The sequence below is a fragment of the Limnohabitans radicicola genome (assembly GCF_014837235.1).
Classification (GTDB): Bacteria; Pseudomonadota; Gammaproteobacteria; order Burkholderiales; family Burkholderiaceae_C; genus Limnohabitans_A; species Limnohabitans_A radicicola.
The window spans coordinates 569,440-592,883 of the sequence record NZ_JACYFT010000002.1 but is presented as its reverse complement, the minus strand read 5'-3'; the positions used below and the strand labels follow the sequence as shown (position 1 = coordinate 592,883).

The following is a 23,444-nucleotide window of genomic DNA, read 5'->3' as shown; positions in this document are numbered from 1 at the left end:
CAAGTCAGGCTTTGGCTGCGTCAAAACGCTTTTGAATATAGTCTTCGACGATGCGCTGAAATTCTTGGGCAATACCCTCGCCGCGCAAGGTCAGGCGCTTTTCACCATCGATGAAAACAGGCGCTGCGGGCGCCTCGCCCGTGCCCGGCAGGCTGATGCCGATGTCAGCGTGTTTGCTTTCACCGGGACCGTTGACGATGCAACCCATCACCGCCACTTTCATGCTTTCGACACCCGGGTATTTCCCACGCCAAACGGGCATCTGAGCCCGCAGGAAATCGTCAATTTGCTTGGCCAGCTCCTGGAAGGTGGTGCTGGTGGTGCGGCCACAGCCCGGGCAGGCGGTGACGCTGGGAACAAACAACCGCAGACCCAGGGACTGCAGGATTTCGGAAGCGATCACAACTTCTTGCGTGCGTGACTCGCCCGGCTGCGGCGTGAGGGACACGCGGATGGTGTCGCCAATGCCCTCTTGCAGCAAGATCGCCAGGGCGGTGCTAGACGCCACGGTGCCCTTGGTGCCCATGCCCGCTTCGGTCAAGCCCAAGTGCAGTGGGTAATCACAGCGGCGGGCCAACTCACGGTAAACCGAAATCAGGTCCTGCACGCCAGAAACCTTGCAGGACAAAGCGATCTGTGCGCCATCCATGCCCATGCTTTCTGCACGCTGAGCAGAACCAATGGCCGACTGGATCAGGGCTTCGTACATGACCTGCCGTCCCTCGTAAGGCTGGGCACGGCGGCTGTTGATGTCCATCAGATCGGCCAGCAGTTCCTGGTCCAGACTGCCCCAGTTCACACCGATGCGCACCGGTTTGTTCCATCGCATGGCCGCATCGATCATCTGGCCGAACTGGGTGTCGCGCTTGTCGCCCTTGCCGACGTTGCCGGGGTTGATGCGGTACTTCGACAGGGCTTCGGCGCAGGCCGGGTAGTCGGTCAGCAGACGGTGGCCGTTGTAATGGAAGTCGCCAATCAGGGGCACATCGATGCCCATTTTGTCGAGCTGCTCGCGGATATGCGGTACAGCCTCGGCCGCTTCGGGCGTGTTCACTGTAATGCGCACCATCTCGGAGCCAGCGATCGCCAGTTCCTTGACCTGGATGGCGGTGCCGATCACGTCCACCGTGTCGGTGTTGGTCATGGACTGCACGCGCACAGGGGCGTTGCCCCCCACTGTGACCACACGGCTGCCCCAGACCACCCTCGCCTGTCGGCTGCGGCGTGCGGCAGGGGCGGCAATGTGGATGGGCAAGGTATCGCTCATTCTTTCACCTCGAAACGGGCCACAGACTGCGGCGCATGGGGCTTGAGGTCAAAGGGTTGACCGCGCAAGGTAGCCTTGACCGCCGCAGCGCGGCCAATCACCACGCTGTAAGGCACGGGCTGTTGGATCTCCATGGATTCTGTGGCTTTCAGGAGCCTGCCCGTTGCCTGGCCTTTGGCGTCACGCACCTCCACCCAAGTGTCGGCTGAAGCTTCCAGGCGCAGGACCGCTGGCTTGGCGCTGACCGCAGGAGGTGTTGGGGCTGTGTTGGCGGACGCAACCGCTGGCGAAGTGGCAGGCATGGATAGCCCCGACGCCAAGGCACTGGGTGCAGGCGGCACCGCTGCCGAGGCCGCAGGCAAGGTGTCTGGCTGTACGGCGGATGCTGCAGAGGCAGCCTCCTCACTGCTTTCTGGATTGGAAGCCTGGCCCAGCGGCACCGCGGCCTCCTCCACCTGCGTGGCGGAGGAATCACTCTGCGAACCAGCTGGCCACCATGCCTCAGGCGAAGGCAGCCAAAGAAACGCCGCTGTGCCCAGCAGCATCAGCAGCGCCAAAATCAACACCGGGCGCGCGCTGCGCGCACCCCGAGGGCGCAGAGACACACGCTGCAGACCCAACTCAGGCTCGAGCGCGGGTCGGGCAGCCCCCATGGACGAGACCGCCGACGGCAGCAAAGCCAGCACAGGCGCGGCGTCGATGCCCAGATGGCGACACATGGACGAAGTGATGGCGCGCAGGAACGTCGTCCCGCCCTTGAAGGCATCGTACTGATCGGCTTCGAGTGCTTCGAGCTGGCGAACAGGCACCTTGAGCGTCACGGCCAACACGGCCAGATGCACGCCTTTGGCTTGACGGGCTTTTTTCAGCAGCTGGCCGGCACTGGGCTTGGGCGATGGCGAATCAGAGGTGTCTTCGTGGGTCAGCAGCATCTCTGGAGCTGGGGATGATGGCATCACGGCCCTTTCAATGGGAGTCAGGCGCAACAGGCACCAAAGGGATGGTCCTTTGCTGGGCAATGCGGTCTTGCACGCGGGTGCGGTCCTTGACATCACCAGCCAGCTGACCACAGGCGGCATCGATGTCGTCGCCCCGCGTCTTGCGCACCGTGGTCACCAGACCGGCCTCCAGCAGGATCTTGGCGAAGGCCTGAACACGGGCCTGCGGTGACCGCAGCAGTCCGGAGGCAGGAAAGGGGTTGAACGGAATCAGGTTGAACTTGCAGCGCAGACCCGCGCGGGCGTGCAGGCGGACAAGATCGATCAATTGACGGGCATGCTCGGGCTGGTCATTGACACCATCGAGCATGCAATATTCAAAAGTGATGAAGTCACGTGGCGCAGAACCCAGGTAGCGGGTACAGGCCTGCAGCAGCTCGTCGAGCGGGTATTTGCGGTTGAGCGGCACCAGGTTGTCGCGCAACTCATCGTAGGGGGCGTGCAAGGACACCGCCAATGCGACGGGACAGTCCTGCGCCAGACGGTCGATCATCGGCACCACACCCGAGGTGGACACGGTGACCCGGCGGCGCGACAGACCATAACCGTGGTCGTCCAGCATGGCCTTGAGGGCGGGCACCAGTGCCGAATAGTTCTGCAGGGGCTCGCCCATGCCCATCATCACCACGTTGGAGATGACACGGTCATCGGTGTTCAGGTGTTTGCGCAGGAAATGCTCGGCAAACCACAGCTGGGCCAGGATCTCCCCCGTCGTCAGGTTGCGGCTGAAGCCCTGGTGGCCGGTGGAACAAAAGCGGCAGCCCACGGCGCAACCCGCCTGGGAAGACACACACAGCGTGCCCCGGTCGTCTTCAGGGATGAACACGGATTCGACGGCATTGCCGTCACCCACATCGAACAGCCACTTGATGGTGCCGTCTGCAGACATGTGCTGGGACACCACCGGCAAGGCGGCGATGTGGGCAGAAGTCTTGAGTTTTTCGCGCAGGGATTTGGCCAGATCGCTCATCTGGTCGAAATCGCTGGCACCGCGCTGGTGGATCCAGCGGAACAGCTGGGTGGCGCGGAAACGCTTTTCACCCAGCCCTTCGCAAAAAACGGCCAGACCCTCCAGATCGAATTCAAGAAGGTTGGCCGTCATGCGTTTGAAGTCGCGAATCTGTCGCGACGCGATCAGCGGCTGTAAACGTTCATGCCGGGGAAGAAGAAGGCAACTTCCACAGCAGCAGTTTCAGGGGCGTCAGAGCCGTGCACGGCGTTGGCGTCGATGCTGTCAGCGAAGTCGGCGCGGATGGTGCCGGGAGCGGCCTTCTTGGGGTCGGTGGCGCCCATCAGGTCACGGTTCTTGGCAATCGCGCTTTCGCCTTCCAGAGCCTGGATCATGACCGGGCCGGACACCATGAAGTCGACCAGGTCCTTGAAGAAAGGACGCTCCTTGTGGACCGCATAGAACTGCTCGGCTTCGCCGCGCGACAGGTGCGCCATCTTGGCGGCCACGACCTTCAGGCCTGCAGCTTCAAAACGGGCGTAGATCTGGCCGATGACGTTTTTGGCCACTGCGTCGGGTTTGATGATGGAGAGGGTGCGTTCGATCGCCATGGTATTTCCTGTGATAGAGTGATTTTTAAGCATTTTTGCCATTTGGCAAAGCCGCTTATTCTAACCTGCGTGGCGGGCGTTTCCGGATGTAAGGGCCGCAATGCCCCTCTTGCGAAAGGTCTACCGACCCGCTCAACGGCCGCGGCCGCCGGGTTTGCGTTTGCCGCCAGTGCCTTGCTTTTGGCGGGTGAAACTCTCCGCACCGATATAACCCTGCGAGGTGCGCAAGGGGTCAGGCTGTCCGCCCGTGTTAGCCAGCGCCTTGCCTGTGGCCTTGCCACGAGGTGCAGGTTTAGAGGTCGGCACGGCGGTTCCGGCCTTACCTCGTCCACCGGTGCGCGGGCTGCGTGCAGGCCGGGCGGGACCACGCGCTTCGTAAGTCAGTGCCGCCGCACGTTCTGGCGCACCGGCAGCACGCACCAAGGCACGAATGTCACTGTCATCCAGTTCCAGCCAGGCGCCCCGACGCAAACCGTGGGGTAAGACCATGGCACCGTAGCGGATGCGGATCAGGCGACTGACCGCATGGCCCACGGCTTCCATCATGCGACGCACCTCACGGTTACGACCTTCCGAAATCGTGACGCGGTACCAGCAGTTGGACCCCTCACCGCCGCCATCTTCGATGGAGCCGAACTGGGCCAAGCCGTCGTCGAGCACCACCCCGTCCAGCAAACGCTGTTTTTCCTCGTTGCTCAATGCACCCAGCACCCGTACCGCGTATTCGCGCTCCAGGCCAAAGCGCGGGTGCATCAGCCGGTTGGCCAGCTCGCCTGAACTGGTGAACAACAGCAAGCCTTCGGTGTTCAGATCCAGACGCCCAACCGACTGCCATTTGCCGTTCATCAAGCGTGGCAGCTTGCGAAAAACCGAAGGCCGGTTTTGTGGATCGTCATGGCTGACGATTTCGCCCGCAGGCTTGTGGTACGCAATGACACGTGCGGGTGGCGGCTCGATCCGGACGCGGATGGGCTTGCCGTTGACCTTGATGAGGTCACCGTATTGGATGCGCTGGCCCACATGGGCAGGCTCGTTGTTGACCGAAATCCGACCTTCCAGAATCAGCTGCTCCATCTCCAGACGGGAGCCCATGCCAGCCTGGGCCAGCACCTTATGGAGTTTCGGCGAATCGGCCTGAGGCGCGAGCACGCGCTTGCCCAGATCCTGCTCGGCATCGGGTGCGCTGTCCTCGTTGTCAAACTCACCCGACACCACATCGGACAAGGCCACTGCCTTGTAGGCACCAGCGGCGGGTCGGCGCGCATCGGAAGCGCGGCCGCGCTTTGCATTGGCCTGTGTGTTTTGAGGATCGCGGGATGGTGAATTCATGGGTGTTCGGGGTCTTCTTCACCCGCAGTAGAAGGAAGGGCCGAATCGGCGTCAACAGCGTCCTGTGCCGCTGCTGGTGCGTCCGCTTGCGCGCCCGCTTCAGACTCTGGCAGCACGCCTTCGGGAGTGGCAAACATGTCTGCCACGGGTGAATTCTGAGGGTCAAGCGCCTCTTCGAGGGACAGCACAGGCTGAACCGGCTCCTCGTCCACCAAACCCGCCAAAGCAGAGGTCTGGTGATCGACCGTGGAGAGCAGAGGCAACTGGTCCAAGGAGGCCAGACCCAGATCGTCCAGAAACTGGCGTGTGGTGGCATACAAACCCGGGCGTCCGACAGTTTCACGGTGACCAATGACCTCGACCCAACCCCGGTCTTCCAGCTGCTTGAGGATCTGGGAGTTGATGGTCACGCCACGGATGTCTTCCATGTCGCCACGGGTCACAGGTTGACGGTAGGCGATGATGGCCAGTGTCTCCATGGCCGCGCGGGTGTATTTGGGCGGTTTTTCGGGGTGCAAGCGATCGAGGTAGTCACGCATTTCCGGACGGCTCTGGAAACGCCAGCCACTGGCCACAGAGACCAGCGCCAGGCCACGCTGCGCCCAGTCTTGCTGCAAATCTGCCAGCATCTGGCGCAGGGTGTCCGCCCCCAGGGCATCGTCAAACAGGACGCGCATCTCCCGCAGCGACAAGGGCTGATGGCTGCAGAGCAAGGCAGTTTCAAGGACACGCTTGGCTTGCGCCGTGTTCATGGTGTCGGTCTTCCGGGAAAAATCGCTCAGAAAGCCTGAGCTCGAGGGTTTGTGGGGATTGGCCAGAATGGGGGCCTGTCCAGTCTTCAAGCAAGGAGATGCAATGACCAGGACTTGGCCTGAAGCGAACCGGCCGTCAGAGCTGCCCGCAGGCGCTCATGCAGGGTCATTGTAGCTGAGGCCCCAGACATCCAGTGCGGCACGCATGTCTTGCGGCAGCGGTGACTTGAAATCGAGCGCAGCGCCAGTGATGGGGTGCGTGAACGCCAGATGCCAGGCGTGCAGCGCTTGCCGGGTCATGCCCGCCAAGGGCGCGCCACCGTAGACCGCATCGGCCAGCAAGGGGTGCTTGAGGTGGGCCATGTGCACCCGGATCTGGTGCGTGCGACCCGTGTGCAGGGTGCATTGCACCAGGCAGGCGGCATCAGCCTGGTCCAGCAACTCAATGGTCGTTGCGGCGGTTTTGCCCGATTGGCTGTTCAAGTCCACCACGGCCATGCGCAAGCGGTTGGCGGGGTCACGCCCGATTGGCGCCTCGACCTTGCGCACAGCATCGCTGCCCCAGCGGCCGTGGGCAATGGCCAGGTACTGGCGACTGACCTCACGGGCGGCGATCATCTCGACCAGAGCGTCCATGGTCTGGCGGGTGCGGGCCACCACCATCAGGCCGCTCGTGTCTTTGTCCAGCCGGTGCACGATGCCAGCTCTGGGCACTTGAACGGCCAGAGGGTCCAGCGCCAGCAGACCGTTGAGCAAGGTACCCCGCCAGTTGCCCGGAGCCGGGTGAACCACCAGACCAGCGGGCTTGTTCACCACGCGCAAATGCTCGTCCTCGTAAACCACATCGATGGGCATGTCTTGCGGCACAAAGGCCTGCGATTGCGGCGTGGCCCGCAGGGTGACCGTGATGTGGTGGCCAAATTTGACCTTGACCGACGACTTGCCCGCCACTTGCCCCTCCAGCAAGACATCGCCTTGCTCGATGAGTTGCTGCAGGTAATTGCGTGAAAACTCAGGCACCAAGTGGGCCAACGCGCGGTCAAGTCGCCAGCCTTGCAAGGCTACGGGCACTTGGTCGTGGCGGACTTCAACAGCATCTCCCTCCCATCCACCGGTTAAACCTTCGGAATCAGGGAATTCAGACACTTGCAAAGTGGGGGGGGTCGATATAATCAATTCGAGTGAACAGTTCAAGGATGTCGGACATGCTGCGTTTCAGATTATCGGTGCTTCCCGCCTGCCTGCTGCTGGCAGCATCGATCTTGTCCGGCTGCTCCAGCACAACCAAGGATGTGACGGCAGGCTGGACACCCGACCGCATTTACAAAGAAGCGCGCGACGAAGTCAATTCAGGGGCCTGGGACAAGGCCATTGGCCTGTTCGACAAACTGGAGAGTCGCGCTGCCGGCACGCTGCTGGCGCAGCAAGCCCAGATCGAAAAAGCCTACGCACAGTACAGAACCGGCGACAAGGTACAAGCCATCGCCACACTCGACCGGTTCATCCGTCTGCACCCCACCAGCCCGGCACTGGACTATGCGCTCTACCTCAAGGGCCTGGTGAACTTCAACGACAACCTGGGCTTGTTCTCTTTCATCACTCGGCAAGACCTGTCCGAACGCGACCAAAAGGCCGCCAAGGAGTCCTTCGAATCCTTCCGCGACCTGGCTGCACGTTTTCCGGATTCCAAATACACACCGGATGCCCGTCAGCGCATGACCTACATCGTCAATTCGCTGGCAGCTTACGAGGTGCATGTGGCGCGTTACTACGCCACGAAAGGTGCGCATGTGGCCGCGATCAACCGCGCCCAGCAAGCCATCTCGGACTACCAGGGTGTGCCTGCCGTTGAAGATGCGCTGGCCATCCTGGTCACCTCGTACGACGCCATGGGCATGAGCGCGTTGCGCGACGATGCCAAGCGCGTGCTGGAAAAGAACTACCCCCGGTCGGCCTACCTGCAAGGCAAGGCCGTGCAAAAAACATCAAGCTGGTGGAAGCTCTGGTGAGTCCTGCGCCAGGGCGCTGATTTCAGACACAAACTCGTCCCGGCTGGTGACCAGCCGCATCGGCGGCAAAGCCGACATCAAGCGTTTGCCATAAGACATTGTGGCCAGACGGGTGTCGCACACCACCAGCACTCCGCGATCGCTTTCACTGCGGATCAAACGCCCTGCCCCCTGCTTGAGGGCCACGGCGGCTTCCGGCAAGGCATGCTCGGCGAACGGGCTGCGGCCTTCACGCGTCAGTCGTTGGCTGCGGGCTTCAAACAAGGGGTCATCGGGCGGCGGAAACGGCAGCTTGTCGATGATGACCAACTGCAAGGCATCGCCGGGCACATCGAAGCCCTCCCAGAAAGAGGCCGACGCCACCAGCACGCAACCCGCACCACCCTGGCTGCGCCCCTCGCGAAAACGCTCCATCAGCTTGCGCTTGGGGCTTTGCCCCTGCACCAGCACTTCGATGTTCAGGCCTGAATCAAACCGCGACTGCAGATGCTCGCCAATCACACGCATGGCGTTCAGCGTGGTGGTCAGCACGAGGGTACGGCCACCCAGCTGCGTCACCGCCTCCAGCGCCAACTGAGCCACCTGCCGCGCATGGCTGGGGTCAGCGGGTTTGGGCAAATGGTCGGGCACATACAGTGCTGCTTGCCGCCCGTAATCAAAAGGGCTGCCCACACGCATGGTGCGCGCCGCCGTGAGTCCGCATGGCTGGGTGAACCAGCTCAGTCGCTCATCGGCGCCCAGGGTGGCCGAAGTGAACACCCAAGCCCGCTGCAGCACGGGCGCTGCAGACTCTGATACAGCCTCAAGCACTGGCTGCGGCGCAGGCTGCGTCAATTTGGAAAAAGTGTCGGCGATGTCCAGCGGCGCCTCGACCAGCCGCAGCTGCGCACTGACCTCTGCCCAGCGCACCGCATCGCTGTCGGGCTCGCTGGCAAACTGGCGCGTGCGCTGTGCAAAAGACACGGCCCGCTCCATCAGGCGCTGGAAATCCGGTGCCAGCTCGGTGACCTGATCGAGTCCGGCGCGCAGGTTCTCTAATGCGGTGTGCAATTGATCCAAGCCATGGCGCCAGGCATCGACCTCCACGCCCTGGGGCGCACCATCGGCCCAACGCAGGCGCACAGCCCCACGGTGTTGCCCGGCCGCCAACCGCCAGTCGCGTGTGGCCTTTTCCAGGCCTGCCGACAGCAAATGCCAGTCCACCAGGCCACGGGCCAGTTGCAAGCCGGTGGCGAGCACATCGCGCGCCAACTCCAGCAGCTGTACCGTGGACAGGTCCTGACCAAGGAAATTCACACCGATCTCGTTGAGCTGGTGCGCCTCGTCGAACACGGTGACTCGCACCGTGGGCAGGAGCTCGGCCACACCCGATTCACGCACAGACAGGTCGGCAAAGAACAGGTGGTGGTTGATCACCACCACATCGGCCGCCATCGCCTCCTTACGTGCCAGATTCACATGGCAGGCGCGGTAGCGTGGGCAGTTGGAGCCCAGACAGTTGTCCCGGGTCGAGGTCACCAAAGGCCACAGCGACGAACTTTCATCCAGGCCCGGCAACTCGGCCATGTCCCCCGTCTGCGTGAGCTGCGACCAGGATTCGACCTTGGCGATGGCCCGCTGGTAAGCCGCCTGGGCCGCTTGCGGGCTGTGGCGGGCTTGCTCCATGCGGTGCAGACACAGGTAGCTGGAGCGGCCCTTGAGCAAGGCCACACGCACAGGCAGGTTCAGCACTTGCGCCAGGCGCGGGATGTCGCGTGAAAACAGCTGGTCTTGCAAGGCTTTGGTGGCCGTAGAAATGAGGGCGCGCTGGCCACTGAGCAGTACTGGCACCAAGTAAGCAAAGGTCTTGCCCACCCCGGTGCCCGCCTCCACCACCAGCGCCCCGCCCTCCTCGATGGTTTCGACCACCGCCATGGCCATCTCGGTTTGCCCCTGACGTGGCTGAAAGCCACCGACACGCTGGGCCAGCAGACCCGCGTCGGACAAAGTGTCCGCCACCGCATCGGCCAGCCGTGTCAAGCCGGTTCCTTGGGGTCAAGCAACAGCTGCAGACGCACGATCTGGTCGCGCAAAGCCAGGCGACGTTTTTTGAAGCGGCGCAGACGCAACTCGTCCTGGGCCTCACCACTTTCTGTGGCCTGGTCAATCAAGGCGTCCAGATCGGCATGCTCCATTTGCAGCTCGATCAATTGCCGCTCGGGCGAGCGCAGATTGCTGTGCATCTCACTGCTCACTGCGTGCTCCCGGCTCACTGGCCTTGTTCTGCAAACGCTCGTCGCGCTGGCGGGTCCGCCAGGCACGCTCTTGCGCATTGATCGCCAACTCTTTCTGGTGAATCGGGTCCAGTTGTGCCCGTTTGCTTTTGCGCACAGCAGCCAGGCAATCGTTGACGGCAAATTTCTGCCAACACGCGGTGGCTTGCAGCTCATGCGACTGGTTGATGCGGCTGCGCTCCTGTGCCAAGGCATCCCTTTGCTGACGAATTTCAGCAGGCACATCATCCACCGCCTGCGCCCATGCACCCGCAGCAATGCTCAGACAGGCCAAAACCGAAGCGAGCGTCTTCATGTGAGGTGCGTGTCCACCGTGCGGTGCTCCAGCGCCAAAAATTCGCTGGATTGCATTTCGTGCAGGCGTGAAATCGTGCGCGGGAACTCGTGCGACATCGGGCCTTGCGTGTAAAGCGCCTCGGGCGGCACAGCCGCAGACAAAATGAGTTTGACCCGACGGTCGTACAGCACATCGATCAGCCAGGTCAGACGCCGGGCTTCGGACGCCATGCTCACGGGCAGCTGCGGCACATTGCTCAGCAGCACGGTGTGGAACTGAGTGGCGATTTCGAGGTAATCGTTTTGTGAACGCGGCCCACCGCAAATGGCCATGAAATCAAACCAGACCACACCACCGGAGCGTCGACGCGACTGGATCTTGCGCGCCTCGATGTGCAGCTGCGGGTCTTCGTCTGGCCCCGTGGCCAAGCGGTTGAAAGCATCGCCCATCTCGGCATCGGCCTGTGCACCCAGCGGGGTGTGATAGAGCTTGACCATCTCCAGCGTGCGGCGGCGGTAGTCGGTACCGTTGTCCACATTGAGCACCTGCATGCGCTGGTTGAGCAAGGCAATGGCGGGCAAGATGCGGTCGCGGTGCAGGCCGTTGGGGTACAGGCCATCGGGCTCAAAGTTGGAGGTGGTGACAAAGCCCACCCCATTGTCGAACAGGGCCACCAGCAGGCGGTGCAAGATCATCGCATCGGTGATGTCGGCCACATGGAATTCGTCAAAGCAGATGAGCCGGTAGCGCTTGGCCATCTTTTTGCCCAACACGTCCAGCGGGTTGACAGTGCCCTGCATGGCGGCCAACTCACGGTGCACCTCGCGCATGAACTCGTGAAAGTGCAAACGGGTCTTGCGCTGGATCGGTACCGCTTCGTAAAAGCAGTCCATCAAAAAGCTTTTGCCGCGCCCCACCCCGCCAAACATGTAAACCCCTTTGGGGATCTCAGGTCGGTTGATGAGTTTTTTCAGGGCATTGGAGCGTTTGGCCCGGTAAATGGCCCACTCGTTGGCGCAGCGCTCCAGTGCCTCAATGGCACGCAGTTGGGCCGGATCGCTCTGAAAGCCCCGCTTTCGGAGCTCTTCTTCGTAAACAGCACGAACGGACATGGACAAATGGTCTTTGACTTCAAATAACCCGAAAAAAACCCGGAACAATGCCCGGGTTTCTGGGATGCAAGAACTTTAACCCAACTCCTTGCCCACCGCAGTCGGCAACGGGTCTTGGGCTTAGAAGTTCAGGGTGCGTTTGTCTACGGCCAGTGCGGCTTCTTTCGTGGCTTCGCTCAAGGACGGGTGCGCATGGCAAATGCGGGCAATGTCTTCGGCCGAGGCCTTGAACTCCATCGCCACCACGGCTTCAGAGATCAACTCCGACACCTGTGGACCCACCATGTGCACCCCCAGGATTTCGTCGGTCGTGGCATCGGCCAGGAACTTCACCATACCGGTGGTGTCGCCCAACGCACGTGCACGGCCGTTCGCGAGGAACGGGAATGTGCCGGCTTTGTAAGCCACGCCATCGGCCTTGAGTTGCTGCTCCGTGCGGCCAACCCAAGCGATTTCGGGGCTGGTGTAGATGACCCAAGGAATGGTGTTGAAGTTGACATGACCGTGTTGGCCTGCGATGCGCTCGGCCACAGCCACCCCTTCTTCTTCGGCTTTGTGCGCGAGCATCGGGCCGCGCACCACGTCACCCACCGCCCACACGCCGGGCACGTTGGTTTTGCAATCACCGTCCACCACAATGGCGCCACGCTCGTCGAGCTGCAGGCCAATGGCTTCGGCATTCAAACCGATGGTGTTGGGCACGCGGCCGATCGACACGATGAGCTTGTCTGCGTCGAGCACCACCGCTTCGCCTTTGGCGTTGGTGTAGTTGACGGTGACGCCCTTCTTGCCGTTGACGATCTCGCCCACTTTCACGCCGAGTTCGATCTTGAGGCCTTGCTTGTCAAAAGCCTTCTTGGCTTCTTTGGCGATTTGCTCATCCACAGCGCCGAGGAATGTGGGCAGGCCTTCGAGGATGGTCACGTCAGCGCCGAGACGACGCCACACAGAACCCATCTCCAAACCGATCACGCCTGAGCCGATCAAGGCCAGTTTCTTAGGTACAGCGCCCACGCGCAATGCGCCGTCGTTGGACAACACGTTGACTTCGTCAAACGGTGTGCCAGGCAGCGCACGGGCGTTGGAGCCTGTGGCGATGATGACTTGCTTGGCCGTGATGGATTCTTCGGTCTTGCCAGCCACATGGATGGTGTAGCCGCCTTCCGCCTTGCCCGCAAAGCTGCCGCGACCGTGGAAGAAGGTGACCTTGTTTTTCTTGAACAGGTACAAGATGCCGTCGTTGTTTTGCTTCACGACGTTGTCCTTGCGGGCAATCATCTTGGCCACGTCCATCTTCACATCCTTGGCGGTGATGCCATGCTCTGCGAAGTGGTGGTTGGCGTGTTCAAAGTGCTCGCTGGACTGCAGCAGCGCCTTGGAGGGGATGCAACCCACGTTGGTACAGGTGCCGCCAGGGGCTGGGCCACCGGCTGCGTTTTTCCACTCGTCGATGCAAGCGACTTGGAAACCGAGTTGGGCAGCGCGGATGGCTGCGATGTAGCCACCGGGGCCACCGCCGATGACGACGACGTCGAATTGTTTGCTCATGGTGATTGTCTTCTGGATGAAAAACGCCCCCTGGGCAGGGGGCATTCAAAACAAAGGGATTCAGATGTCGAACAAGAGGCGCGCTGGATCTTCCAGCGCTTCCTTCATGGCGACCAGGCCCAGGACGGCTTCGCGGCCGTCGATGATGCGGTGGTCATACGACATGGCGAAGTAGTTCATGGGACGCACCACCACTTGACCGTTTTCCACCATGGCGCGGTCTTTGGTCGCGTGCACACCCAAAATCGCGGACTGGGGTGGGTTGATGATGGGGGTCGACATCATCGAGCCGAAAGTGCCACCGTTGGAGATGGAGAAGGTACCGCCAGTCATCTCTTCGATGCCCAGCTTGCCGTCACGGGCTTTCACGCCGAATTCGGCGATCTTCTTCTCAATGTCGGCAAAGCTCATCTGATCGGCGTTGCGGAGGATCGGCACCACCAGACCGCGCGGCGAACCCACAGCGATACCGATGTCGAAGTAGCCGTGGTACACGATGTCGTTGCCATCGACGGAAGCGTTGAGCACGGGGAATTTCTTCAGGGCATGCACAGCGGCCTTGACGAAGAAGCTCATGAAGCCGAGCTTGACGCCGTGTTCCTTCTCGAAACGCTCTTGCATGCGCTTGCGCATGTCCATGACCGGGGCCATGTTGATTTCGTTGAAGGTGGTCAGGATGGCGTTGGTTGACTGTGATTGCAGCAGACGCTCGGCAACGCGGGCGCGCAGACGGGTCATGGGCACGCGTTGCTCAGGACGGTCGCCCAGGTTGACGGCAGGCGCCGACACCTGAGGCAGCGCCTTGGTGGGCACGCCTGTGGGGATCACAGCCGCAGTGGACTGCACACCACCACCGGCCACAGCCGACAGCACATCACCCTTGGTGACACGACCGTCCTTGCCCGTACCTGCCACAGAACCTGCGGCCAGGTTGTTGTCGGCCATCAGCTTGGCTGCGGCAGGCATGGCCACACCCGCTTTGTTGGCTGCAGCTGGGGCTGCGGCTGCTGGAGCTGCGACAGGGGCAGCAGCGGCGGCAGGCGCAGCGGTGGCTGCAGCCTTGCCTTCGGTATCGATCTTGGCGATGAGCTGCTCGGCGGTCACGGTGCCGCCATCGGCCACGATGATTTCCGACAGCACGCCGGCTGCAGGCGCAGGCACTTCGAGCACAACTTTGTCGGTTTCGATTTCGATCAGGATTTCGTCGGCCGCAACCGCTTCACCAGGTTTCTTTTTCCACTGCAACATGGTGGCTTCGGCCACGGACTCGGACAGCTGGGGGACTTTGACTTCTACGATAGCCATTTTGAATTCTTTCTCAATGATTGAACGTCAGTTTGTTCTGGTGAATCACTTGGTCAGCACAAAGCCCTTGAGCTTCGCGAAGGCCGCTTCGATCAGTGCTTTTTGCTGGTCCTGGTGCAGGTGTGAATAACCCACCGCTGGCGATGCAGACGCTGCGCGACCGGCATAGCCAAGTTTCTGACCTTCGAGCATGTTCTCGTGGATGTTGTGCTGGATGAAGAACCAGGCACCCTGGTTCTGCGGCTCGTCCTGGCACCAGACCACGTCGGTGGCGTTCGGGTACTTCTTGATCTCGGCTGCGAAGGCCTTGTGCGGGAATGGATAGAGCTGTTCCACGCGGATGATCGCCACATCGTCAGCACCCTTGGCTTCGCGGTGCTTGACCAGGTCGTAATAGACCTTGCCCGAACAGGCGATCACACGCTTGACCTTGTCGGCCTTGATGTCTTTGGTCTCGCCAATGACGGTCTGGAAACTGCCTTTGGTGAACTCGGAGACCGGGCTGGTGGCATCCTTGTTGCGCAAGAGCGACTTGGGCGTGAAGATGACCAGGGGCTTGCGCAGGTCGCGCACCATTTGGCGACGCAGCACATGGAAGATCTGGCTGGCCGTGGTCGGCTGCACGATCTGCATGTTGGTGTCGGCGGCCAGCTGCATGAAGCGCTCGACGCGGGCCGAGCTGTGCTCGGGGCCCTGGCCTTCGTAGCCGTGCGGCAACATCAAGGTCAAGCCGTTCACACGACCCCACTTGACTTCACCAGAAGCGATGAACTGGTCAATCACCACCTGTGCGCCGTTGGCGAAGTCACCGAACTGGGCTTCCCAGATCACCAAGGTGTAAGGATCGTTCGAGGCATAGCCGTATTCGAAACCGAGCACAGCCTCTTCGGACAGGATCGAGTCGATGACAACGAACGGGGCTTGTTTGTCAGAGACGTTTTGCAAGGCCACATACGTGCCCGTGTCCCACTTCTCGCGCTTTTGATCATGGATCACGGCGTGGCGGTGCGTGAACGTGCCCCGGCCGCAGTCTTCGCCGGACAGTCGCACGGGGTAACCACTGGCGACCAGTGAGGCAAATGCCATGTGTTCGCCCATGCCCCAATCGACGGGGATCTCTCCACGGCCCATGGCGGCACGGTCGTCATAGACTTTCTTGACCAGCTGGTGTGGTGTGACCGATTCGGGAATGGTCGAAATTCTCTCGGCCAGACGCTTCCAGTCGGCCAAGGGGATAGAGGTGTCACCGGCATCGGTCCACTTCTTGCCCATGAAAGGCGCCCAATCGACAGTGAACTTGGTCTTGAAGTTGGTCAACACCGGCTCAGTGGTGTTCTTACCGGCGTCCAGCGCAGCGCGGTAGGCCTTGACCATGTCATCGCCCAAGGTGTCGCCCAGGCCTTGTGTGGCCAGCTTGTCTGCAAACAGCTTGCGTGTCCCAGGGTGAGCGCCGATCTTCTTGTACATCAGCGGCTGGGTCAGCGCAGGGGTGTCCTGTTCGTTGTGACCCAGTTTGCGGAAGCAGACCACGTCGAGAACCACATCCTTGCGGAAGGTCATGCGGTATTCGAGGGCCAGCTGGGTGGCCAGCACGACCGACTCGGGATCGTCGCCATTGACGTGCAGGACAGGCGCTTCGACCATCTTGACGATGTCGGTGCAGAACACGCTCGAGCGCATGTCACGTGGGTCGGAGGTGGTGAAACCGATCTGGTTGTTGATGATGATGTGGACCGTGCCGCCAGTGGAGTAACCACGGGTCTGGGCCAGCGCCAGGGTTTCCTGGTTCACACCCTGGCCGCCAAAGGCGGAATCGCCATGCACCAGCACGGGCAGCACTTGCTGACCCAACGGGTCGTTGCGGCGGTCCATGCGGGCGCGCACCGAGCCTTCCACCACGGGGTTCACGATTTCCAGGTGCGAAGGGTTGAACGCCAGCGACAGGTGGACGGGGCCACCAGCGGTGTTCACGTCCGAGCTGAAACCTTGGTGGTATTTCACGTCACCGGCAGGCAGGTCTTCGGGGGCGGTGTGGTCGAACTCGGCAAACAGGTCCGAGGGCAACTTGCCCATGGTGTTGACCAGCACGTTCAGGCGGCCACGGTGGGCCATGCCGATCACGACTTCCTGCACGCCTTTGGCACCGGCTTGCTGGATCAGCTCGTCCATGGCAGCAATGAAGCTCTCGCCACCTTCGAGCGAAAAACGCTTCTGGCCCACGTATTTGGTGTGCAGGTAGCGCTCCAGACCTTCGGCAGCTGTCAAGCGGTCGAGGATCTGCTTTTTCTTTTCAGCGCCAAAGTTGGGCTTGCTGCGGATGCTTTCGAGCTTTTGCTGCCACCAGCGCTTTTCAGCCTGCTCGGTGGTGTACATGTACTCGGCACCGATCGTGCCGCAGTAGGTCTCGCGCAGTGCGTTGAGCAGCTCGCGCAAGGACATGTTGTTCTTGCCAAAAAAGGTGTTGCTGGTGTCGAACACGGTTTCCTGGTCGGCGTCAGAGAAGCCGTAGAAAGCGGGATCGAGATCGGGGATGTTCGGGCGCTCGGTGCGCTTGAGTGGGTCCAGATCGGCCCAGCGTTGGCCTACGTTGCGGTAGGCGGCGATCAGTTGCTGCACAGCGGTGCGCTTGCGGCCCATCTCGACGTTTTCGCTGGCCATGACCACTTTGGTGCCGCCGGCCTTGGCGCGTTCGGCAAAGGCGTTGATGACAGGCATGTGGGGCACATCTTTGGCGTTGGAGCCATCGACTGCGGGAACGTGCTGGAGGGCGTCAAAATATTCGCGCCAGGAGTCGGGCACGCTGCCTGGGTTGGCCAGGTAGTTTTCGTACATCTCTTCGACGTACGGGCCGTTACCTCCGAAAAGGTGGGTGTTGCCTGAGTAGGCAGCGTAGACGGAATTTGTCTCGCTCATGATTCGCTGACCTCCGTTTCCCTCTGGGAAACATTAGTTGGTTGATATTTACCTTCCGCGACACGGCTGAACCGGTTGGCGGATGCGACTGTGGCATGGGAAGGGCCTGAGTAACTCGCGCATTGTGCCATGGCTTCACCGATATCAAACTTACATCTTAGGGATGCATGGGCAAAAAAAGACCCCGCCGGGGCGAGGTCCTCTTGTTTCAGCCTTTGACCAGGTCAACGATTTGCTGCAAAGCAGCCGGATCGTCCATGGTCGTCAGGTCCCCGGGGTCACGGCCCTCGGCCACGGCCTGGATCGCCCGGCGCAGCAGCTTGCCGCTGCGGGTCTTGGGCAAGGCCGAGACAAAGAACACACGGGAAGGACGGGCGACCGCACCCAGCTGCGAGTCCACCACCTTCATGACCTCGCCTTCGAGCTTGAGGCGTGCAGCCGCATCGGTCAGACCCGAGGTGTCCTTGGCGATGGCAAACGCCATGGCCACCTGCCCTTTGAGCTGGTCGGCCACGCCGACCACCGCCACTTCGGCCACATTGGGGTGGCTGGAGATGCTTTCTTCGATCTCGCGCGTACCCAGGCGGTGACCGGCCACGTTGATCACGTCGTCGGTGCGGCCCAAAATGAAGAAGTAACCATCTTCGTCACGCACAGCCCAATCGAACGTGCTGTAAACCAGCTTGTTGGGAACGGTCTTCCAGTAGGTCTTGACGAAACGCTCGTCGTCACCCCAGATGGTTTGCAGGTTGCCGGGGGGCAGTGGGCCCTCAATGGTCAACACGCCCTTCTGGTTGGCGCCGGTCAACTCTTCGCCGGTCTGGTCGTCCACCAGTTTGACGTTGTAGCCATAAACCGCCTTGCCGGGCGAGCCGAACTTGCTCGGGGCTTTTTCCACGCCGTTGCAGATGGTCAGGATCGGCCAACCGGTTTCGGTCTGCCAGTAGTTGTCGATGATCGGTTTACCGCCCAGACCTTCGGAAATCCATTTGGCGGTCGGCTCGTCCAGCGGCTCACCAGCCAGGAACAGCGCTTGCAGGCTGGACAGGTCGTATTTGGTGAGCAGCGCAGGGTCTTGCTTTTTGAGCACACGGATGGCCGTGGGCGCGCTGAACATGACGTTGACCTTGTACTTCTCGACCAGGCTCCACCAGATGCCACCGTCAGGGCGGATCGGCAGGCCCTCGTACATGATGGTGGCCATGCCACCGATCAGCGGGCCATAGATGATGTAACTGTGGCCCACCACCCAGCCGATGTCGCTGGTGCAAAAGAACGTGCCACCGGGCTTGCCCTGGTAAATGTGCGGGATGCTGGCGGCCAGCGCCACGGTGTAGCCACCGGTGTCACGCTGAACGCCTTTGGGCTTGCCAGTGGTGCCCGAGGTGTAAAGCGTGTAGCTGGGGTGTGTGGACTCGACCCACTCGCAAGGCACCACGGCATCCATGTGCTTGGCGCGCTCGGTGGCGTAATCCACATCGCGACCCGCCACCGGTGTGAAAGCCGCCAGCTTGCGGTCGACCATGATCACGTTGGTGGGTTTGTGGGCCGACAACTGGATGGCTTCGTCAAGCAAGGGCTTGTAAGGGACTCCCTTGCCACCACGCGAACCGGCATCAGCGCTGATGATGACCTTGGGCGACGCGTCCTCGATGCGCGTTGCCAGCGAGTGCGAGGCGAAACCGCCGAACACCACCGAGTGGATCGCACCCAGACGGGCACAGGCCAACATGGCGAATGCCGCTTCAGCAATCATGGGCATGTAGATCAGCACGCGGTCGCCCTTGACCACACCGAGGTCTTTCAGGATGGCGGCCATGCGCTGCACTTCGGCATGCAGGTCACGGAAGGTGTAGGTTTTCTCCTGGTCGGTTTCGGTCGACACAAAAATCAGCGCAGGCTGATCGGCGCGCTCGGCCAGGTGGCGGTCCACCGCGTTGTGGCAAAGGTTGGTTTGGCCACCGACGAACCATTTTGCAAACGGCGGGTTGCTGTAATCACAGATTTGCTGCGGTTGGACTTTCCAGTCCACCAGCTTGGCCTGCTCGCCCCAAAAGGCGTCGCGGTCATGGATTGAACGTGCGTGAAAGTCAGCAAAGCGGCCCATGAAAATCTCCTGAATACCGAGAAAATGAAGTCATCGAGCAGGCCGTGAAGGCCCTGCTCTTCTGAATTCATAATTATGGGTAAAGGACTTGCAACAAGCTGACTTGATCAGCCTCTGGACCAGGAACAAAGCGCTTTGTGAGCCGCGGAATACCAGGTCCGCGCGGCACAGCGTTCACTTGAACAGGTTTTGCAGCAGCTGGAAGTCGGGGTGCTCTGCCGAGCGGATCCACTCGAAGGCCACCATCTCGGCCGTGACCAATTCTGCCCCTGCGCCAGCCAGGCGGTCATAAGCCGCATCGCGGTTGCGCTCGGTGCGCGAACTGCAAGCGTCGGTCACCACCCACACCTCGAACTCGTCTTCCAGCAAATCGAGCGCGGTTTGCAGCAGGCAAATGTGAGCCTCACACCCGGCCAGCACTATGCTCTTGCGCTCCTGCGCCGCAGCCTGAGGCTTTTGCAAATGGCGCGGCAGACTGCGTGCATTGCCGCGAGGTGCCTGCGGTGGCTCGGGTTGAAGCCATTCGCCCAGCCCCTCTTCCACCGCACTGAACTGCATTTTGGCCAGAACCTGACGGCAGTGGCGGCGGATCTCAGGCGGCATTTCCCCGAGCCTGGAAGGGTTCTGCTCGGTGCCCCAGACCGGGATGCCCAAAGCACTGCCCAATTCCGCCAGACGACCTGCATTGGCCCAGACCTGGCTAGCGTCGGCCATCACGGGCTGAAGTTTGGTTTGGTAATCCACCAACACCAGTTGGCATTCTTGTGCGTCAATCAACATGTTTTTGAATCCTTTGCCCCGCATTGTGCAGCACGTCCGCTGCCTTGCCGCAACGTATAGAATGGCCGATCTTTCTTGAATCTGACATTCTTTTGTATTCACCTCTGTCCGCTTTGCTGAAAAAACTCCCCTTGCTGCTGGTCCTGGCCAGCAGCTTGGTGTGGGCAGCGCCCGGAGATGACGAGCCTCCCCCGCCCGTCAACCCGACAGGCATCCTGTCTCAATGGACGGGTCAATTGACCGGACAGTTCTCACAGGCCAAGCAAACCGTCGGCGAGAAGACCACGGACCTGCTCGGCCAAGCCATGGGATTGCTGGGCGTGCCTTACCGCCGTGGCGGCACCAGCGAAAATACCGGGTTCGACTGCAGCGGTTTTGTGCGCCACCTCTACGAACAATCCTTTGGCAAATTGCTTCCCCACCGCGCCGCTGAACAAGCCAAAGTCACCGAAACAATCGACCCTGCCGAGCTCAAGCCCGGTGATCTGGTCTTCTTCAACACCATGAAGCGGGCGTTCAGCCATGTGGGCATCTATGTGGGCGACGGCAAATTCATCCACTCCCCCCGGGCAGGCAAATCGGTTCAGGTGGACGACATGCGTTCGGCCTATTGGCAAAAACGCTTCAATGGCGCACGCCGCGTTGACGCGCCCGCGGCACCCAGCCCAGTCGCACCGGCGCAAAGCACGCCAGACCACAAACGCTGAACGCACTCGTCCCTCTGCACGTCTGCCTCAGGAAACCCACAGCCTCTTTTGCCATTTGCCTGACCTCATGAAAACACACATCGATCACCTGGTCGTGGCCGCCGCCACACTGGAACAAGGCGTCGAGTGGTGCGAAGCCACGCTCGGTATCACCCCGTCCCCGGGCGGTGAGCATGAAAAATACGGCACCCACAACCGCCTGTTCAAGATCGCTTCTCCCACCCATCCCTTGGCCTACTTTGAAATCATCGCCATCAACCCCGAGGCCATGATCCCCAAGCGCTCGCAAGTGGCCCGCTGGTTTGATCTGGACGACCCGGCTGTGCAAAAAGCTGTAGCCAAAGAGCCGCGCCTCGTCACTTTCGTGGCCAGCACCGAAGACGTGAAGGCCGCGCGCCATGTGCTGCGCACACAAGGCATCGAGCGTGGTCAGATCGTGCACGCCAGCCGAAAATCGGGCAAAGGCACACTCCACTGGCAGATCACCGTGCGCGAAGACGGCGAGCGCCTGTTCAACGGCACCTTGCCGACCTTGATCCAATGGGGAAAGCCCGACGCGACAGAGCCTCTGCGCCTGCACCCGCGCAACAGCTTGCCACGATCAGGCGTCACACTGCAAAGCATCGCCGTGCACCACCCGAGCGCCGCCAAGTTGCAAGCGGCCTATGCATCGATTGGCCTGGACGGTGTGGCCATTGAAAACGGCCCGGCCAACCTCGTGGCCACCCTCAAAACGCCCAAAGGGCTGGTGCAGCTGCAAAGCCTGGGCATCTGACGCCCAGGCCAACCCACGCAGTACTCAGACCTGTTCATCCTGCGGCAAGGTCGCCAGGAGCACCATGCCTGCCGCCATCACACCCGCCGTGAGCCACAAAGCCCCTTTGAACGTGCCTGTGGCTTGCGCCATGGCCCCGGCCACCACCGGTGCGATCACCTGCGCTGCACCGTAGCTCAAGGTCAGTCTGGCCATGGCCTTGCCCGGGTTCTGGGGTGCACGGCGTCCCACCAGGGCCAAGGTCAAGCTCACGATGCCGATGAATGTTGCGCCGTAACCCACAGCACCCCCCAACGCAGCCGCCAATGAGCCCGACACAGCCGGCAAGATGACCGACAAGGTCTGCAAGCCAAAGGCCAACAGCAAAGCGCGCGTGTCGCCCCAGCGGCGAGCCACCTTGTCCCACAGAAACACCGCAGGCATGGCCGCCAGCCCGACCAGCGCCCAGGCCAGTGCACCTTGTCCGGCCAGAGCGGGCTCACGCTCCACAATGGCCACGGTGAAAGTGGCACTGATCACAAAGCCCCAGCCTGCCGCAAAATAACTGCCCGCCATGGTCAGCATCCAGCGCAGCGACACTTTGTTGACCGCGTCCGAGGCCTGGGCCGCCGTGGCTTCGGGCGGCACGGGCGGACGCCAGCGCCACGCCGGCACAAAAAACACCAGGCCAATGCCCGCCATGGCCAGCCACTGCGAAGACCAGCGTGTCCAAATCTGCGATACGCCCCAAACACCTGCTGCCGACACCACGATCCCGAGACCCAATCCGATGAAATGCACGCCCAGCTCGGGGCGACGGCCCTGACGCATCAGCCAGCCCAGCACCAGCCCTGCGCCCAAGAGCATGCCGGTGGCACCGCACAAGCCGCCCAGGTAGCGCCACAACGCCCAGGCAGGCATCCAGGTCGACAGGGCCATGCCCGCCACTGTGAGCAGAGACAACCACAAACCCATGCTGTAGAGCCGATGACGCCAGCGCACGTCGTCAATCCAGGCCGCCGCCAAGGCGCCCGAGATGTAGCCTGCGTAATTGATCGCTGCCAAGGCGCCCGCACTGGCATCGTTGAGTCCTGTTTGCAATTGCAGGGCAGGCAACAAAGGCGTGTAAGCAAAACGCGCCAGACCGATGGTCAACACCAAGCCAGAAATACCGCCGACGATGACCTGCCAGGGACGAAGGGGGCTTGCGTGCTGGCTCATGCTTGTCATGATCAGAGCTCGCCGCGGCCAGGCTTGGCGAAGTCGGCATCCGCCCAGACCTGGGCCGTCTGTCGGTTGAGCTTGAAACCGGCATCGACCTTGAATTCGGCCAGCATCTCCCCGCCGTCGCCGCGTGCCGAGAGCATTGCATACGGGCTGTCCTCGTCAGGCACGATGTCCAACAGCACTGTGACACGCCCCGCCTGGCCATTGACGGTCACCGACTGGTGCAGCGTCGCATGAAGTTGCTGCTCGCTGCGGCGCACAAACTCGCTGGCGGTTTTGACCAAGGTGATGAAGGCCGAGCCGTCGAGGGGCTTGGGGTTCTTTTTGTCGCGTCCCATGGTCCACGGCCCCACCAGCGCGGGCTCGGACTCACCGGCTTTGTACATGGCCACGGCCCAGCCATCGTCGTCTTCGTTCTTGATGACCCGGGCGGTCCAGCGTTCGTCCTGCCAAAGGCGGGCTTCTTGCAGCAGGGGCGAGTCTTGCGTGTCGTCGTTCATCTTGAAATGGTCATGTGCATCGACTC

21 protein-coding genes are annotated in these 23,444 nt (G+C 61.5%); 3 read left to right on the top strand and 18 right to left on the bottom strand.

All coding sequences use genetic code 11. The features are described 5' to 3' along the window. Positions 1–4 precede the first annotated feature (4 nt). The 7 genes from ispG to IC609_RS10560 form a co-directional block, all read right to left on the bottom strand. Complete coding sequence (ispG, locus tag IC609_RS10590) at positions 5–1,267, bottom strand: flavodoxin-dependent (E)-4-hydroxy-3-methylbut-2-enyl-diphosphate synthase (protein ID WP_191819458.1); 1,263 nt, start codon at positions 1,265–1,267, stop codon at positions 5–7. Then, entirely contained in the window at positions 1,264–2,223 is a 960-nt protein-coding gene (locus IC609_RS10585) for a helix-turn-helix domain-containing protein (protein WP_191819457.1), read from the bottom strand. Before IC609_RS10585 ends, ispG begins: the two co-directional genes overlap by 4 nt. A 10-nt stretch (positions 2,224–2,233) precedes the next feature. Continuing rightward, complete coding sequence (rlmN, locus tag IC609_RS10580; RefSeq protein WP_191819456.1) at positions 2,234–3,367, bottom strand: 23S rRNA (adenine(2503)-C(2))-methyltransferase RlmN; 1,134 nt, start codon at positions 3,365–3,367, stop codon at positions 2,234–2,236. Between the two features lie 32 nt (positions 3,368–3,399). Next, positions 3,400–3,825, bottom strand: a complete 426-nt coding sequence (gene ndk / locus IC609_RS10575) for a nucleoside-diphosphate kinase (RefSeq protein ID WP_191819455.1) — start codon at positions 3,823–3,825, stop codon at positions 3,400–3,402. A gap of 132 nt (positions 3,826–3,957) precedes the next feature. Then, positions 3,958–5,154 carry a pseudouridine synthase gene (locus tag IC609_RS10570; RefSeq protein WP_191819454.1) on the bottom strand — a complete coding sequence of 399 codons (1,197 nt, stop codon included), beginning with the start codon at positions 5,152–5,154 and terminating at the stop codon, positions 3,958–3,960. Continuing rightward, a complete protein-coding gene (gene scpB, locus IC609_RS10565; protein ID WP_191819453.1) occupies positions 5,151–5,906 on the bottom strand; it encodes an SMC-Scp complex subunit ScpB in 756 nt (251 codons plus the stop codon). Before scpB ends, IC609_RS10570 begins: the two co-directional genes overlap by 4 nt. A 156-nt stretch (positions 5,907–6,062) precedes the next feature. Beyond that, on the bottom strand, positions 6,063–7,052 hold the full coding sequence (locus IC609_RS10560) for an RluA family pseudouridine synthase (RefSeq protein WP_333473679.1): 990 nt from the start codon (positions 7,050–7,052) through the stop codon (positions 6,063–6,065). A 59-nt stretch (positions 7,053–7,111) separates the two neighbouring features. On the opposite strand from IC609_RS10560, the gene IC609_RS10555 reads away from it, so the two are divergent. After that, the gene (locus IC609_RS10555) at positions 7,112–7,915 is read left to right on the top strand and encodes an outer membrane protein assembly factor BamD (protein ID WP_191819452.1); all 804 of its coding nucleotides are present in this window, start codon (positions 7,112–7,114) and stop codon (positions 7,913–7,915) included. Here the strand turns inward: IC609_RS10555 and IC609_RS10550 are convergent. The 9 genes from IC609_RS10550 to IC609_RS10510 form a co-directional block, all read right to left on the bottom strand. Then, a complete protein-coding gene (locus IC609_RS10550; RefSeq protein WP_191819863.1) occupies positions 7,892–9,835 on the bottom strand; it encodes an ATP-dependent DNA helicase in 1,944 nt (647 codons plus the stop codon). The genes IC609_RS10555 and IC609_RS10550 overlap by 24 nt on opposite strands. Before the next feature lie 95 nt (positions 9,836–9,930). Then, positions 9,931–10,137, bottom strand: a complete 207-nt coding sequence (locus IC609_RS10545) for a DUF465 domain-containing protein (protein ID WP_191819451.1) — start codon at positions 10,135–10,137, stop codon at positions 9,931–9,933. Position 10,138: 1 nt separating this feature from the next. Beyond that, a complete protein-coding gene (locus tag IC609_RS10540; protein WP_191819450.1) occupies positions 10,139–10,483 on the bottom strand; it encodes a hypothetical protein in 345 nt (114 codons plus the stop codon). After that, entirely contained in the window at positions 10,480–11,577 is a 1,098-nt protein-coding gene (gene zapE, locus IC609_RS10535; RefSeq protein WP_191819449.1) for a cell division protein ZapE, read from the bottom strand. The genes IC609_RS10540 and zapE overlap by 4 nt, the downstream gene beginning before the upstream one ends. A gap of 120 nt (positions 11,578–11,697) precedes the next feature. Further along, a complete protein-coding gene (gene lpdA / locus IC609_RS10530; protein WP_191819448.1) occupies positions 11,698–13,125 on the bottom strand; it encodes a dihydrolipoyl dehydrogenase in 1,428 nt (475 codons plus the stop codon). Positions 13,126–13,185: 60 nt separating this feature from the next. Then, positions 13,186–14,430, bottom strand: a complete 1,245-nt coding sequence (gene odhB, locus IC609_RS10525; protein WP_191819447.1) for a 2-oxoglutarate dehydrogenase complex dihydrolipoyllysine-residue succinyltransferase — start codon at positions 14,428–14,430, stop codon at positions 13,186–13,188. Positions 14,431–14,475: 45 nt separating this feature from the next. After that, positions 14,476–17,343: a 2-oxoglutarate dehydrogenase E1 component gene (locus tag IC609_RS10520; RefSeq protein ID WP_191819446.1), complete on the bottom strand. Its 2,868-nt coding sequence runs from the start codon at positions 17,341–17,343 to the stop codon at positions 14,476–14,478. Positions 17,344–17,551: 208 nt separating this feature from the next. Then, complete coding sequence (locus IC609_RS10515; protein ID WP_191819445.1) at positions 17,552–19,450, bottom strand: propionate--CoA ligase; 1,899 nt, start codon at positions 19,448–19,450, stop codon at positions 17,552–17,554. Positions 19,451–19,624: 174 nt separating this feature from the next. Continuing rightward, on the bottom strand, positions 19,625–20,230 hold the full coding sequence (locus tag IC609_RS10510) for an isochorismatase family protein (RefSeq protein WP_191819444.1): 606 nt from the start codon (positions 20,228–20,230) through the stop codon (positions 19,625–19,627). 113 nt (positions 20,231–20,343) lie between these two features. Here IC609_RS10510 and IC609_RS10505 point away from each other — a divergent pair, with 113 nt between their 5' ends. Continuing rightward, positions 20,344–20,937, top strand: a complete 594-nt coding sequence (locus tag IC609_RS10505; RefSeq protein ID WP_225224114.1) for a C40 family peptidase — start codon at positions 20,344–20,346, stop codon at positions 20,935–20,937. Between the two features lie 67 nt (positions 20,938–21,004). Beyond that, positions 21,005–21,712 carry a VOC family protein gene (locus IC609_RS10500; protein ID WP_191819443.1) on the top strand — a complete coding sequence of 236 codons (708 nt, stop codon included), beginning with the start codon at positions 21,005–21,007 and terminating at the stop codon, positions 21,710–21,712. 24 nt (positions 21,713–21,736) lie between these two features. On the opposite strand, the gene IC609_RS10495 is transcribed toward IC609_RS10500, so the two are convergent. Both IC609_RS10495 and IC609_RS10490 read right to left on the bottom strand, forming a co-directional pair. After that, positions 21,737–22,912, bottom strand: a complete 1,176-nt coding sequence (locus IC609_RS10495; RefSeq protein WP_191819442.1) for a YbfB/YjiJ family MFS transporter — start codon at positions 22,910–22,912, stop codon at positions 21,737–21,739. An 11-nt stretch (positions 22,913–22,923) separates the two neighbouring features. After that, positions 22,924–23,418, bottom strand: a complete 495-nt coding sequence (locus tag IC609_RS10490) for a hypothetical protein (RefSeq protein ID WP_191819861.1) — start codon at positions 23,416–23,418, stop codon at positions 22,924–22,926. Positions 23,419–23,444: the final 26 nt, after the last annotated feature.